We start from the raw sequence: 14,067 nt of genomic DNA, 5'->3' as shown, positions 1-14,067 counted from the left end.
TTGTTACAGGGATAGGTGAACCATCACTTTTATTGATCTCGCTCATCTTGTAGAATGCGCCTCACAAAACCCTGACAACTGTGGGATTAACCCAACCTCGCACCATGACGTTACTGGCACTCGGCATCAATCACAAAACGGCACCTGTGGCTCTGCGCGAACGCGTTACGTTCTCGCCGGACACGCTGGATCAGGCGCTTAACAGCCTGCTGGCACAGCCGCTGGTTCAGGGCGGCGTTGTGCTGTCTACCTGTAACCGTACCGAGTTGTACCTGAGCGTTGAGCAGCAGGAAAATCTGCAGGAGCAGCTGGTCTCGTGGCTTTGTGATTACCATCATCTGAGCGTTGAAGAGGTGCGTAAAAGCCTCTACTGGCATCAGGGTGACGAAGCGGTCAGCCATCTGATGCGCGTTGCCAGCGGCCTGGATTCGCTGGTGCTCGGTGAACCGCAGATTTTAGGCCAGGTGAAAAAAGCCTTTGCCGACTCCCAGCGCGGCCATTCGCTCTCCAGCGAACTGGAGCGCATGTTCCAGAAAACCTTCTCCGTCGCCAAACGCGTGCGCACCGAAACTGAAATCGGTGCCAGTGCGGTATCGGTCGCGTTTGCCGCCTGTACCCTGGCGCGCCAGATCTTCGAATCGCTGTCGACCGTTACCGTGCTGATGGTCGGAGCGGGCGAGACTATCGAGCTGGCCGCGCGCCATCTGCATCAGCACAAGGTGAAGAAGTTGATCATCGCTAACCGTACCCGCGAGCGTGCGCAGGTGCTGGCGGATGAAGTCGGGGCTGAGGTGATAGGCTTGGCGGAGATCGATTCACGTCTGGCAGAAGCCGACATTATCATCAGTTCAACCGCCAGCCCGCTGCCGATCATCGGTAAAGGGATGGTGGAGCGTGCGCTGAAGCAGCGCCGCAACCAGCCGATGCTGCTGGTGGATATTGCCGTACCGCGTGACGTGGAGCCGGAAGTGGGCAAGCTGCCGAACGCCTATCTGTACAGCGTGGATGACCTGCAGGCGATTATTGAAAGCAATATGGCCCAGCGCCAGGCGGCTGCGGTGCAGGCTGAAACCATCGTGGTGCAGGAAAGCAGCGAGTTTATGTCCTGGCTGCGCGCGCAGAGCGCCGTTGAAACCATCCGCGACTACCGTTCGCAGGCAGAGCAGGTCAGGGAAGAGTTGCAGGCGCGGGCGCTTGCCGCACTGCAGCAGGGTGCAGACCCCGAAGCGGTGATGCGTGACCTGGCCCACAAATTGACCAACCGTCTGATCCACGCTCCAACTAAATCTCTTCAGCAGGCCGCCCGCGATGGCGATGGCGAACGCCTGCAAATTTTACGCGACAGCCTCGGGCTGGAATAGCGTTTAAACCTCTATTTACAAGGTAAAACTACACGAATGAAGCCTTCTATTGTTGCCAAGCTGGAAGCCTTGCAGGAGCGCCACGAAGAAGTTGAGGCGATGCTGGGCGATGCTGGTGTGATTGCCGATCAGGAGCGTTTCCGCGCTTTATCCCGCGAATACGCCCAGCTGACCGACGTCAGTCAGTGCTTCCGTCAGTGGCAGCAAACCCAGGAAGACATTGAAACCGCCGAAATGATGCTGGATGACGCCGAAATGCGTGAGATGGCACAGGAAGAGCTAAAAGAGGCGCGTGCCACCAGCGAAGCGCTGGAGCAGCAGCTGCAGGTGCTGCTGCTGCCGAAAGATCCGGATGATGAGCGTAACTGTTATCTGGAAATTCGTGCCGGAACCGGCGGTGACGAAGCGGCGATCTTTGCCGGCGATCTGTTCCGCATGTACAGCCGCTACGCTGAATCGCGCCGCTGGCGTGTCGAAGTGATGAGCGCCAACGAAGGCGAGCACGGCGGCTACAAAGAGGTGATTGCCAAAGTGATTGGCGAGGGTGCCTACGGGCGCCTGAAGTTTGAATCCGGCGGTCACCGCGTGCAGCGCGTACCGGAAACCGAATCTCAGGGGCGTATCCACACCTCAGCCTGTACCGTGGCGGTGCTGCCGGAAGTGCCGGAAGCGGAGCTGCCGGAGATTAATCCGTCCGACCTGAAAATTGATACCTTCCGTTCATCGGGGGCGGGTGGCCAGCACGTTAACACCACCGACTCGGCGATCCGTATTACCCACCTGCCAACCGGCATCGTGGTGGAGTGCCAGGACGAACGTTCCCAGCATAAAAACAAAGCCAAGGCGCTCGGCGTGCTCGGGTCCCGTATTCGCGCCGCCGAAATGGCGCGCCGGCAGGAGCAAGAGTCCTCGACCCGTCGCAATCTGCTCGGCAGCGGCGACCGTTCGGACCGTAACCGCACCTATAACTTCCCGCAGGGCCGCGTCACCGATCACCGTATCAACCTGACGATTTACCGTCTGGATGAAGCGATGGAAGGCAAGCTGGACGCGCTGATTGAGCCGATTGTGCAGGAATACCAGGCCGATCAGCTGGCTGCACTTGCCGGGAACGAGTAGTGCAAATCCGTGTCTGGCTGCGAGCGGCGATAGCCCGTCTCAGCAGCAGCGAAAGCCCGAAACGCGACGCGGAGATCCTGCTGGCATGGGTTAGCGGCAAATCCCGCGCCTGGCTGATCGCTTTTGACGATGCGCAGCTGGACGACAGCCAGCTGGCCGCGCTGGAGAGTCTGCTGGCGCGCCGCGCCGCCGGGGAACCGGTGGCGTACCTGATCGGTGAACGTGAGTTCTGGTCGCTGCCGCTCAGCGTGTCGCCCGACACCCTGATCCCGCGCCCGGACAGCGAAGTGCTGGTTGAGCAGGCGCTAAGCCGGCTTCCTGCCGACCCGTGCGCCATTCTTGACCTCGGCACCGGTACCGGCGCGATTGCGCTGGCGCTGGCCAGTGAACGCGCTGACTGCCAGGTGACGGGCGTGGACCGCATTGCGGCGGCGGTGGCGCTGGCAACGCACAACGGGGCGAAACTTAATCTGCCTAACGCCCGCTTCCTGCAAAGCGACTGGTTTTCGGCGCTGAATGCTCAGCGTTTCCAGCTGATCGTGAGTAACCCCCCCTATATCGATGCCGCCGACCACCATCTGTCGCAGGGCGATGTGCGCTTTGAGCCCGCCAGCGCGCTGGTGGCGAGCGATCATGGCCTGGCCGATATCAAAACTATTGCCTCTTCGGCTGCGAAATATCTGGCGGATAACGGCTGGCTGCTGCTGGAACATGGCTGGCAGCAGGGTGAAGCGGTGCGGCAAATCCTGCGCGAAAACAGCTTCTGTCAGGTAGAAACCTGTCAGGATTATGGTGGTAACGACCGCGTGACGCTCGGGCAGATAACGCATAATTAAGGAACTTTTATGGCCGCATGGTACCTTCCACTTAAAAATTTTCATCTGTTAACCGTAGCGATAACGGCAGTGATGTTTCTGCTGCGCTTTTACTGGTTGCAGACCGGTTCAGCTACGCTGCAGCGGCGCTGGGTGCGTATTGTGCCGCATCTTAACGACACGCTTTTGCTGCTTTCTGGCGTGCTGCTGGTGATGATGACCCATTTTTACCCGTTTACACCGCAGGGCAATTGGCTGACTGAGAAGCTGTTTGGCGTTATCATCTATATCGCGCTGGGCGCTATTGCCCTGGGACGACGTCCGCGCGCGCAAAAAGTACGCTGGATAGCGTTCATTGTGGCGTTAATCGCCCTTGTGGCCATCGTTCAGTTAGCCACCACTAAAATGCCATTGCTGGGGTTTGTATGACGTCCATCGCTGATTTTGATTTTACCGCAGCGCCGCTGAGTGAGGCGGTGATTGCCGCGTCGCTGGCGATCCGCAGCGACTTTCCGGCTGAAGACGTCAGAAAGCAGTTGTCGGCACTGGTTGCCGAAGCACGCGCAGAGATCCCGCCCGAGCTGGCCGCTGACTTACAGGTCGAGCAGCTGATAACGCTGTTCTGGGGCCGCTGGGGCTTTGGTGGCGCGAGCGGCGTTTATCGCCTGTCGGATACTCTGTGGCTGGATAATGTTTTACGTACCCGTCAGGGCACCGCGGTGTCGCTGGGGGTGATATTTCTGCATATTGCAGGCAAGCTCGATCTGCCGCTGTTCCCAGTGATCTTCCCGACGCAGCTGATCCTGCGCGCCGAGTGGATCGATCAGGATATGTGGCTGATCAACCCGTTTGATGGCGAAACCCTGGATGAGCACACGCTGGAAGTGTGGCTGAAGGGCAACATCGGGCCGATTGCCGAACTGTATGATGACGATTTACAGGAAGCCGAACCGCTGGCGGTCCTGCGCAAAATGCTCGATACGCTGAAATCATCGCTGATGGATGAGAAGCAGATGGAAATGGCGCTGCACGTGAGCCAGGTGCTGGTGCAGATGGATCCGGAAGACCCTTATGAGATCCGCGACCGCGGGCTGATTTTCGCCCAGCTGGAGTGTGGACACGTGGCGTTGCACGATCTGGCCTACTTTGTTGAGCAGTGCCCGGAAGATCCGGTCAGCGAAATGATTAAGGTTCAGATCCACTCTATCGAGCAAAAACAGATTACCCTTCACTAAACGCAGTGAACTTTATAAAGGCGAAGACATGAATCAGAAAGTGGTAAGCATTGGCGACATTAAAGTCGCAAACGACCTGCCGTTCGTGCTGTTTGGCGGGATGAACGTGCTGGAATCGCGCGATCTGGCGATGCGTATCTGTGAGCATTACGTCACCGTAACCCAGAAGCTGGGTATTCCCTACGTGTTCAAAGCCTCGTTTGATAAAGCCAACCGCTCATCTATCCACTCTTACCGTGGCCCGGGCCTCGAAGAGGGGATGAAAATCTTCCAGGAAATTAAGCAGGCGTTCGGCGTGAAAATCATCACCGACGTGCACGAAGCCAGCCAGGCGCAGACCGTGGCTGACGTGGTTGACGTGATCCAGCTGCCGGCTTTCCTTGCCCGCCAGACCGATCTGGTGGAAGCGATGGCGAAAACCGGCGCGGTAATCAACGTCAAGAAGCCGCAGTTTGTCAGCCCTGGCCAGATGGGTAACATCGTGGATAAGTTCGCTGAAGGCGGCAACGATAAAGTGATCCTGTGCGATCGCGGTGCCAACTTCGGTTACGACAACCTGGTGGTCGACATGCTGGGCTTCAACGTGATGAAGCAGGTATCGAACAACAGTCCGGTGATCTTCGACGTGACGCACGCGCTGCAGTGCCGTGACCCGATGGGCGCCGCATCCAGCGGTCGTCGCGCTCAGGTTTCTGAACTGGCGCGTGCCGGTATGGCCGTTGGCATTGCTGGCCTGTTTATCGAAGCGCACCCGGACCCGGCGAACGCCAAGTGCGATGGCCCGTCCGCGCTGCCGCTGGACAAGCTGGAGCCGTTCCTGAAGCAGATGAAAGCGATTGATGACCTGGTGAAGAGCTTCCCCGAGCTCGATACCAGCAACTAAACTTCCTTTCTCCTGCGGGCCAGATATTCTGGCCCGCTCTTTTTCCGCGCCCTGCGCCGTTATTACCGGCTTACTCAGTTGTTAACATGGATTGCCAATTTAAGGAGTCATAATGAAAAAAGTCACTTTACTGTTACTGGGTGCTGTCGCGCTGAGCGGCTGCAGCCACAGCAACACCAGCCCGACGGATGCCAGCCAGCTGGCGAATCGTCAGTTTGTGCTCAGCGTGGTGGATGGTCAGACGGTCGTGCCGCATGAGGGCATCAGGCCGGGGATCGGTTTTAGTGAAGGGCTGAAGGTGAGCGGGGTGATGTGCAACCGTTTCTTCGGCCAGGGCAAAGTTGAGCAGGGACGGCTGAGCGTGCCGCAGCTGGCCTCCACGCGCATGCTGTGCAGCAATGCCGATCTGAACAAGTGGGAGCAGACGCTAACGCAGATGTTGATGAATGGCGCTGAGGTGAAGGTGGATGAGCAGTCGCTGACGCTGACCGGCAGCGGCCATACTTTGCAGTATCAGGCACAATAAAATCAAAGGGCTGACCCGAAAAATGGTCAGCCCGCTTGTAGGGGGCGACCATTTTTTCCGGTCGCCCCGTGCCGATGATTAGCACCCATCGTGATGAAGGCCATTTTTTCCGGTCGCCCCGTGCCGATGATTAGCACTAATCGTGATGAAGGCCATTTTTTCCGGTCGCCCGGTGCCGATTTTACAACATCACCGTCATCAGATAAGCGATAAACAGGGCCAGATGCGCCGCGCCGTTCAGCACATTGGTACGCCCGGTAGAGAACGAAATCTGGCACAGCAGCAGGGCGGAAATCATCACCACCATCTGCGGCGGCTCCAGCCCGAAGATCAACTGCTGCCCGGTCAGCGTGGCGATAATCGTCACCGCCGGAACCGTCAGTGAGATGGTCGCCAGCACGGAGCCGAAGAACAGGTTCATCGCGCGCTGTACCTGATTGGCCAGCACCGCTTTAATTGCGCCCAACCCTTCAGGCGACAGGATCAACAGTGCCACCAGGAAGCCGGTAAACTGCTCCGGTGCGTTGAGCTCGGTCAGCAGTGACTCCAGCGTATTGGCATTCATTTTGGTCACGGCAATCACCGCCACCAGATGCACAATCAGCCATAGGGTGTGCCTGAGGCTGGAGTGCGCCGAGGGCTTACCGTGGTGCGGATCGTCACCGTCATCTTCGTGCTCATAGACAAACAGACTCTGGTGCGTTTTGGTCTGAATCAGCAGGAACACGCCGTACATCGCCGCAGAAATGGCCGAAACCAGCAGCGCCTGACCGATGGTAAAGTTGCCGCCGGGCAGGGCATTCGGCAGCACCAGCACGATCATCCCCAGCGGGAAAATCGCAATCAGATACTGTTTAACCCCCGCCAGATTGACATACTGGGTGGCAAACTTGTTGCCGCCGAGCAGCAGCGCAAAGCCCACCAGGCCGCAGGTAACAATCATAATGATCGAATAGAGCGTGTCGCGCATCAGCGCGGGCGCGGCGTCGCCGGTGGCCATCAGCGCGGAGATCAGGCTGACTTCAAGGATCACCACGGAGAGGCTGAGGATCAGGGAACCATAGGGCTCGCCCAGGCGGTGGGCTAATACGTCGGCATGACGTACCACGCTAAAGGCGCTGCTGAGGATGGCGATCAGCGCAATCAGGTTGATGCCAATGACCAGAGGAAATGATGCGGTGTTGCCCCAAAACCATAAAATGGTCAGTGCGGCGATGGGAAAGATGAGGGAATACTCGGTGTGACGGGTTTTACTGCTCTCGTGCGCACTCATAGGCAAACGCTCCTTAACCTTATCCTGTTGGCCTGAAATCGGCAAACCACACCGCAGGCCCATTAAACATAGTCTGACAATATGAAAGACAAGTGGCGAAAGTGTAACCTTTTTTCGCCGCTTTTGGCAGAAATTTACGCTATTTTACGGGGTTTTATGAATAACGGGCTATAACAGCTATTTATTGCACTTATGTAGCTATCTTAATGAAAAACTGGGGTCTTTATTGTCCAGAAGTAATTAATCAAGCCATAACGGACGGAAAATGATGGTGCTATGATGCAAAAAAGCAGGCTGCAGATAAAAATTCTGGGGATTGGCTCTATTTTACAGCCATCCCCAAGGGCTACTTGGCTGTCGCACGGCGCCAGATTAACCGTGCGGGTAACCAGCGCTGAGTCTCTTCCGGTATCTGCTCATCGATAAGTCGGGTGACCATCTCGAAGCAGTTCCATGCCAGCAGGCGTTCATCCTGCTCAACGGTATCAATGCGCACGCAGAGCGCGTCATACAGATAGTGGTCGTCAAAGCTGCACAGGTGCATCGGCGTATTCAGCAGGCCGTGCTGGCTGAGGTAACGCAGGACACCTTCCTGCAGGCCACAGGCGGCGCAAAACAGCGCCTGCGGCACCCGCCCAAGCCGTGCGTAGAGCTCGGCAAACATTTCATAGCCGGAGCTGGCGTGATAGTGACCGTGCATGATCCACTGCGGATTTAGCGTTAACCCGGCACGCTCCAGCCCGAGACGGTAGCCCGCCAGACGATCGCGCGTCGGTGAAATTCGCGGCTGTCCGCCAAAGAAATAGAGTTCGTCATAGCCTTCGCGCGCCACGGCTTCGACCAGCGTGGCGGTGGGGCCAGTGGCATCGGTGATCACCAGAGGCAGGGTGGAGTCGCCAAGATGGCGGTCAAACAGCACCACGGGCAGCTGCTGATTAATCTTCTGATATTCAGCATCATTGAGCATGCTGGAAGCCACAATCAGCCCGTCAACCTGGCGCTGGATCAAATTATTCACCGCCAGCGTCTCCTGGCTGGCATTTTCCGCGGTGCAGGCGATAAGCAGCTGCAGGCCAGCATCGCGGCACAGCATTTCCAGTTCATGAGAGAAACGGGCAAAGCCGTGGTTGGTCATTTCTGGCACCACCAGCCCGAGGGTATGGCTGCGGCTGGAGTTTAATGCGCGGGCATGGATGCTTGGCTGGTAATGCTGCTGGCGGGCGATCTCCATCACCCGGCTGCGGGTTCCTTCCGCGACGCGCAGCTCCTTTCCCCGGCCATTAAGAACCAGGCTGGCAGTAGATTTGGACACGCCTGCCAGCCGGGCAATATCGTTAATCGTGATACGTTTGTTTTTATTCACAGTGGCTTAGGTGTGATGGCTCATCGCCTTATTCTATCACGCATTGCCGTAACCTCCAGTGATGCAGGGCGATCTGCGCGCCGCCGCTAAAATGCAGCCGCGGCTGCGGGCCGGGAAAGTAGCGAGCCGACATCACCGCTTCACCTTGGTTAATAAAGATCTCAACGCTGGAGCGGTCGCAAAGAATACGCAGACTGTGGACGCTGCCCAGCCACTGCCGCTGCTCCGCTTCACCGCTGCGCAGATTGTTGCGGTGCAGCCAGATGCCGCCTGGCTCAACCACCAGCTGCAGCGTATCGGCGAAGTTCGCTCTAAAGCTGCCGTTAAAGGTCAGTTCCAGTTCTGCGCTGTCGATCGCCAGCAGCGGAAGTTCGTCAGCGCGGGCGTTTAGCGTTACCTGCTGCTGGCGAAGCTGCTGCAGCTCGCGCGCTGGCTGCTGGTAAATGCGCTCAGATCGCAGGGTCAGTTCACGTGGGCAGGTCATGGTGTGCATCCAGCCATAGGCTTTGGTCGGCTGGTAAAACTCATCCTCGTCGGGTATGCCCATCCAGCCGATCAGCAGGCGGCGTCCGTCGTCACTCAGGCAGGTTTGTGGGGCATAAAACTCAAAGCCCAGGTCCAGCTCATGAAACTGACCGTGGCTGAACTGATGATGGTCATAATCGAGCGTGCCGCAGAAATAGCCGCTCTGGAAGGTATTCAGATACCGCCCGTCTGCCGCCGGCAGCCCCTGCGGGCAGACCAGCAGTACGCTGTGCTCACCAAGTGTGAACAGGTCCGGGCACTCCCACATGTAGCCAAAATCACCAAGTCCGTTGAGCTGGCTACCGGCGATTTCACCCAGCAGCGTCCACTGATGCAGGTCCGGCGAGCGCAGCAGCAGTACCTTACCCTGTAGATTGAGGTCCTGAGCGCCGAGAACCATGTACCACTGCTCAGCATGCTGCCAGACTTTTGGATCGCGCACGTGGCCGGTATAACCGGCTGGCAAAGTAACTACCGGCCCCAGCTTGGTATAGTCACCCGCTGCATTACGGGTAGCGAGACACTGCCAGGCCGTGCGCTGACCGTCGTCAAACTTTACGTTGCCGGTATAGATCAGGGTCAGTTCGCCCTGATTGTCCACCGCGCTGCCAGAATAGCAGCCGTGACTTTCATATCCTTCCGACGGCGCCAGCGCCAGGGGTTCATGTCGCCAGTTGACCAGGTCAGCCGAGCTCCACTGGCCCCAGAACTTGGCCCCGTGCGCGCAGGCAAGTGGGTTCCACTGGTAGCAGAGCACATAGCGCTGGTTGAACTGAATAAACCCGTTGGGGTCATTCATCAGCCCCACCGGTGGCGCAAGATGCCAGGCAGGGCGGTGAGGGTCATCAGCGACGCCAGGCTGTCCGCGCAGGACAGCCAGCAGGGCCTGTTTTACCCGCTGGGCTTCACTCATGCTTTTGCCTCGAATTTAATTTTGAACAGCAGTGAGAGCACAAACGCAGTGCCAAATGCGATAGCCATACCAATAAGATAATTGAGCATCGAGCTGGCCTGCACAATCGCCAGGCCTGGCAGGGCCGTCAGGCCGACGGCGGTCATATTGACGTGCATCGTCACCACCCAGGCACCACCGATAGCACCGCCCACCAGCCCGGCGATAAAGGGTTTAATGTAGCGCAGATTTACGCCAAACAGAGCGGCTTCGGTGATCCCCAGCATGGCGGAAAACGCCGAGGGCAGTACCACGCTGCGCACCTTTACATCCCGGGTTTTGAACCAGACAGCCAGGCAGGCACCGCCCTGAGCAATATTGGCCATCGACCAGATTGGCAGCAGGAAGTTAACGCCAATTGCGGGGTTGCCCAACAGACCGGCTTCAACCGCGTGGAAACTGTGATGGATGCCGGTGATGACAATCACGGAATACAATCCGCCAAACAGCAGTCCGGCCAGCCAGCCGGCGTGGGCAATCAGCGTGCTGAGCACCAGCGAGATACCATCACCCAGTGCGCGTCCGGCCGGGCCGATAATCAACAGGGCGACGAAGCCAGAAATAATCACCGTCAGGAACGGGGTGAGGATAATATCCAGCGCGTCCGGGATCGCGCGCCGCAGGCGTTTCTCGCAGTGGCTCATAAACCATACCGCCAGCAGCACCGGGAACACCGTCCCCTGGTAGCCGATCATCGCAATCTCCAGACCGAAGAAATTCATGGTGTGGAAACCGCTGGCAACGCCCCATGCATTGGTCAGCGCCGGGTGGGTGAGAATGCCACCCAGCGTGGCGCCAAGGTAAGGATTGCCGCCAAATTCACGCGCGGCGGTAAAGCCGATCAGGATCGGCAGAATGATAAAGGCGGCAGAGCTGCACATATCCAGCATGATAAACAGCGCACTGTCGGAGTTAACCCAGCCGTAGGTCTTGACCATGCCGAGCAGGCCCATCAGCAGGCCGGATGCCACGATAGCCGGAATGATCGGCACGAAGATATTCGACAGTACCCGTGCAATGCGCTGCAGCGGATTGAGTTTTTTAGCGGCGATATCGGCCGCTTCGCTTTTGCTCGATTCGCTAATTCCGGCTTCACGGACGAAGGCGGCATGCACTTTATTAACCAGGCCGCTGCCGAAGATAATTTGCATCTGCCCGGCGTTGCGGAAGCAGCCTTTGACACCTTCCAGGGCTTCAATTTCCTCTTTTTGTACCTTACTGTCATCGACCATTACCAGACGCAGGCGTGTCGCGCAGTGGGCTGCGCTGGCAATATTTTCCCGTCCGCCAAGCAGCGGCAGGAGCGCCCTGGCTGTTTTATCAATATCCATTCTTTCACCTTTTGCTTATCGTTTTTTATGTGTATCAGAACCAGGTTTCCATCTGAACGCCGAAGTTCCACTCTCCGCCCGCGCTGAAGCCGCTGCTGCCGAAGGCGTCATCGCTGGCGTAGCGATCGAGCGAGCTGTTCCAGTCCATCCAGCTGGCAAAGAAGCGGATCTCCGGCCGGGTGAAGAAATCGCCGATATCCGCCACTTTAAAGGTCGGGGCGACGGTCAGCTTCCAGAAGCTGCCGGAAACGGCCTGACGATCTCTGTACCCCTGCGCATCCAGGTCCATATACTGATAACTTCCCTCATACGCCAGGGCGAAATTCTGGTTTATCGCCTGGATCAGACGGGCATTGAGCGTCGCCCAGCGGTAGTGGTCCCCGGCGGCATAGCGGTCGCTGCTGGTTTGTGCCAGCAGTGCCGGAGCAAAGCTCCATGTTTTGTTCAGCGGGGTGACGCCATAACTGGCCAGGCGCCAGGTTTCTGCCTGCTGCGTCAGGTTGCCATCGGAGCCAATCCCTTTCACTTCCGCACCCAGCCCATGCCCATACAGCAGCGCAGTTTTGGCGCTGCCGCTGCGCAGGCCCCAGAAACTGTCATTGTGCAGAGCCAGCATCGCGTGGATGCCGCTGTCGCCTGCCCGATCGTTATCACGACTGCGGTTAACCCGCTGGTCGTTATCTTTGGCGCGCAGGCCGCTGACCATCAGCTGGAACGGTCCGGCAAAATGGTTGCTGGTGACAATGTAGTTTTGGATAGTGTTATCAATGGTTTCAATATCACCAAAGTTACGCCCGTAGAGTGAAAAGTTACTTTTTAGCCCCTCGTTCCACTGCACGTCATAGATCCCGCCGCCGGTCCCCGCGAGGAACACCACGTCAGAATCGAGCCAGTGGATATCAAAGTTGTCGCGGTCAAAGCGTTTTCCCGCCCACAGGGTACTGTTATCAAACACCCCGCTGAAGGTCGGGAGGTTCCCCAGCTCAACAAATGCCTGGCGGATGTTCAGTTCACTGGTGCTGCCGGTCCAGTCGTTGTAATCCCGCTGCCCGTCGGCCAGCATCGCTTTAAATCGCGTAGTAGCGCCGTTGGCCAACTGTTGCTTGTGCTCAAGATTCAGTTCGACGTAGGTGTTGTTTTCGTTGCCGAGACGGCCGACCGCGCCGCCCGTCTCCCCGGCGGGCGTCAGGTAAGGGCCGCTCTGCGTACCCGCAGCTGAATCATTCATGATCAGGCCGGAGCGGGCGTAGCCATGAAACTCAAAACCTTCACTGAGCGCGGCGGCGCTGGCAGCCACGTTCGTTGCGGGTTGTTCAGCCGGGGTGGGCGCTGCGGCGCTGTCCGTCTGTCGGGCAGTGGAGAGCGGTGCCTGAGTACGGGCTTGCAGATGTGCAACCTGCTGTTCGGCAGCGGTGGCGCGTGTTTCAGCATCGGCGGCGCGGCTTTCAGCCTGCTGCAGGCGCTGCTCCATGGCCACCAGACGTGCTTCAAGGCTGTCGAGGGTCGGTGCGGCGTAGCCCAGTGTTGGAGTGGAAAGGGCGATGCCAATAGCCATCGCCAGAGTGCCAGGTTTAATCATGAATAAGATATCCCAGAGTGATTATTTTGTATTTTGCTAAACCGGTTCGATGCGAAGCGTAAGCGAAATGAATCAGGCTGTTCAATCAGATTTGCTAACCCGGTTTAGGAAGTGTGACCGGGTTGGCAATTTAACCTGCTAAGGAGGTGAAACGGAGAAGTTCGTCTGCGTAAGGCAGGGCGGTCATGGCACCTTTGGCCGTGGTGGCGGCGGCACCGCTATGCTGGGCCTGCTGAATGGCCTTCTCCAGCTGCTGGGGGGCCAACGGATTGGCTTCACGCGCAAGCGCAGCCAGCAGTCCGGCGACAAAGGCATCGCCTGCGCCGGTGGTATCGACCACGCTGACGTGCGGCGCGGGATAGTGCTGCTGGCGCTGCGGTTGCCAGACCGTGACTCCCTCGCTACCGCGCGTTACCAGCAGCAGCGCGGGCTGGTAATCGGCAGTAAACTGCTTAATGCCAGGCTCAATCTCGCGGCAGCCGGTCAGCGTAAATAACTCATCCTCGGACAGCTTGATGATATCCGCGAGAGCAAATGCCTGAGCCAGAAGGGCGTTCATCTCATTGGCGTCTGACCAGAGATCGCTGCGCAGGTTAGGGTCAAAACTGACCCAGCCTCCGGCCTGTTTCACCGCCTGCATGGCCTGCAAAGCGGCACTGCGCGACGGTTCGGCGCTCAGCGCAATGGAGCACAGGTGAAGACCTTCATGCGCCTGAAAGACGGGAAGCCGGTCGGGGGTCAGGAACAGATCGGCAGCGGGGCGCACCATAAAGGTGAAGTGGCGCTCACCCTCTGCATCCAGTGAAACCAGTACCGTTGATGTGCGCTGCCCGGCAGCGGGGTACATATATTGCGCATCCACCCCCTCCGCGCGCAGCGTCTGCTGCAGGAACGTGCCGAAAGGATCGTCTCCCACGCAGCCAATAAATGCGCTGTTGCCACCCAGACGGGCGATACCGACGGCAACATTTGCCGGTGCGCCGCCGGGGCACTGCAGCAGCCGTCCTTCCTCTTCCGGCAGCAGGTCAATGACCGCATCACCCAGAACCCAGACTCTTTTTTGCATGTTGATTATCCTTAAATGGTTTCGACTGAAAGCTAAACT

General features: G+C 58.1%; 13 protein-coding genes. 7 read left to right on the top strand and 6 right to left on the bottom strand.

The features are described from left to right. Positions 1-104 precede the first annotated feature (104 nt). The 7 genes from hemA to ID864_RS18370 all read left to right on the top strand — a co-directional run bounded on the left by hemA (position 105) and on the right by ID864_RS18370 (position 5,939). Positions 105-1,361 carry a glutamyl-tRNA reductase gene (gene hemA, locus ID864_RS18400; RefSeq protein WP_048916261.1) on the top strand — a complete coding sequence of 419 codons (1,257 nt, stop codon included), beginning with the start codon at positions 105-107 and terminating at the stop codon, positions 1,359-1,361. Between the two features lie 36 nt (positions 1,362-1,397). Continuing rightward, entirely contained in the window at positions 1,398-2,480 is a 1,083-nt protein-coding gene (prfA, locus tag ID864_RS18395; protein WP_191150049.1) for a peptide chain release factor 1, read from the top strand. After that, positions 2,480-3,316 carry a peptide chain release factor N(5)-glutamine methyltransferase gene (prmC, locus tag ID864_RS18390; RefSeq protein ID WP_048916259.1) on the top strand — a complete coding sequence of 279 codons (837 nt, stop codon included), beginning with the start codon at positions 2,480-2,482 and terminating at the stop codon, positions 3,314-3,316. Before prfA ends, prmC begins: the two co-directional genes overlap by 1 nt. Positions 3,317-3,325: 9 nt before the next feature. Next, complete coding sequence (locus tag ID864_RS18385) at positions 3,326-3,724, top strand: SirB2 family protein (RefSeq protein WP_099754008.1); 399 nt, start codon at positions 3,326-3,328, stop codon at positions 3,722-3,724. After that, positions 3,721-4,530, top strand: coding sequence for an invasion regulator SirB1 (gene sirB1 / locus ID864_RS18380; protein ID WP_048916257.1), 810 nt, complete (start codon positions 3,721-3,723; stop codon positions 4,528-4,530). Before ID864_RS18385 ends, sirB1 begins: the two co-directional genes overlap by 4 nt. A gap of 28 nt (positions 4,531-4,558) precedes the next feature. After that, positions 4,559-5,413, top strand: coding sequence for a 3-deoxy-8-phosphooctulonate synthase (kdsA, locus tag ID864_RS18375; protein WP_048916256.1), 855 nt, complete (start codon positions 4,559-4,561; stop codon positions 5,411-5,413). A 112-nt stretch (positions 5,414-5,525) separates the two neighbouring features. Beyond that, complete coding sequence (locus tag ID864_RS18370; protein ID WP_191150048.1) at positions 5,526-5,939, top strand: META domain-containing protein; 414 nt, start codon at positions 5,526-5,528, stop codon at positions 5,937-5,939. 181 nt (positions 5,940-6,120) lie between these two features. Here ID864_RS18370 and chaA read toward each other — a convergent pair whose 3' ends face one another. The 6 genes from chaA to ID864_RS18340 form a co-directional block, all read right to left on the bottom strand. Next, entirely contained in the window at positions 6,121-7,212 is a 1,092-nt protein-coding gene (gene chaA / locus ID864_RS18365) for a sodium-potassium/proton antiporter ChaA (RefSeq protein ID WP_048916254.1), read from the bottom strand. Positions 7,213-7,558: 346 nt separating this feature from the next. Then, positions 7,559-8,575, bottom strand: coding sequence for a substrate-binding domain-containing protein (locus ID864_RS18360; protein WP_099754006.1), 1,017 nt, complete (start codon positions 8,573-8,575; stop codon positions 7,559-7,561). 28 nt (positions 8,576-8,603) lie between these two features. Beyond that, positions 8,604-10,013, bottom strand: coding sequence for a sucrose-6-phosphate hydrolase (locus ID864_RS18355; RefSeq protein ID WP_191150047.1), 1,410 nt, complete (start codon positions 10,011-10,013; stop codon positions 8,604-8,606). Further along, on the bottom strand, positions 10,010-11,383 hold the full coding sequence (locus tag ID864_RS18350) for a sucrose-specific PTS transporter subunit IIBC (RefSeq protein WP_048916251.1): 1,374 nt from the start codon (positions 11,381-11,383) through the stop codon (positions 10,010-10,012). The genes ID864_RS18355 and ID864_RS18350 overlap by 4 nt, the downstream gene beginning before the upstream one ends. Before the next feature lie 34 nt (positions 11,384-11,417). Continuing rightward, on the bottom strand, positions 11,418-12,962 hold the full coding sequence (locus tag ID864_RS18345) for a carbohydrate porin (RefSeq protein WP_191150046.1): 1,545 nt from the start codon (positions 12,960-12,962) through the stop codon (positions 11,418-11,420). Between the two features lie 130 nt (positions 12,963-13,092). Continuing rightward, positions 13,093-14,028, bottom strand: coding sequence for an aminoimidazole riboside kinase (locus tag ID864_RS18340; RefSeq protein WP_191150045.1), 936 nt, complete (start codon positions 14,026-14,028; stop codon positions 13,093-13,095). Positions 14,029-14,067: the final 39 nt, after the last annotated feature.

This window comes from Erwinia aphidicola, assembly GCF_014773485.1.
Taxonomy (GTDB): domain Bacteria; phylum Pseudomonadota; class Gammaproteobacteria; order Enterobacterales; family Enterobacteriaceae; genus Erwinia; species Erwinia aphidicola.
This window is presented reverse-complemented; position numbering and strand designations above follow the sequence as displayed.

Excerpts from the sequence above, each read along its gene's own strand:
- hemA (WP_048916261.1), top strand. The coding sequence starts at position 105 with ATGACGTTACTGGCACTCGGCATCAATCACAAAACGGCACCTGTGGCT.
- prfA (WP_191150049.1), top strand. The coding sequence starts at position 1,398 with ATGAAGCCTTCTATTGTTGCCAAGCTGGAAGCCTTGCAGGAGCGCCAC.
- ID864_RS18385 (WP_099754008.1), top strand. The coding sequence starts at position 3,326 with ATGGCCGCATGGTACCTTCCACTTAAAAATTTTCATCTGTTAACCGTA.
- sirB1 (WP_048916257.1), top strand. The coding sequence starts at position 3,721 with ATGACGTCCATCGCTGATTTTGATTTTACCGCAGCGCCGCTGAGTGAG.
- kdsA (WP_048916256.1), top strand. The coding sequence starts at position 4,559 with ATGAATCAGAAAGTGGTAAGCATTGGCGACATTAAAGTCGCAAACGAC.
- ID864_RS18370 (WP_191150048.1), top strand. The coding sequence starts at position 5,526 with ATGAAAAAAGTCACTTTACTGTTACTGGGTGCTGTCGCGCTGAGCGGC.
- chaA (WP_048916254.1), bottom strand. The coding sequence starts at position 7,212 with ATGAGTGCGCACGAGAGCAGTAAAACCCGTCACACCGAGTATTCCCTC.
- ID864_RS18355 (WP_191150047.1), bottom strand. The coding sequence starts at position 10,013 with ATGAGTGAAGCCCAGCGGGTAAAACAGGCCCTGCTGGCTGTCCTGCGC.
- ID864_RS18350 (WP_048916251.1), bottom strand. The coding sequence starts at position 11,383 with ATGGATATTGATAAAACAGCCAGGGCGCTCCTGCCGCTGCTTGGCGGA.
- ID864_RS18345 (WP_191150046.1), bottom strand. The coding sequence starts at position 12,962 with ATGATTAAACCTGGCACTCTGGCGATGGCTATTGGCATCGCCCTTTCC.
- ID864_RS18340 (WP_191150045.1), bottom strand. The coding sequence starts at position 14,028 with ATGCAAAAAAGAGTCTGGGTTCTGGGTGATGCGGTCATTGACCTGCTG.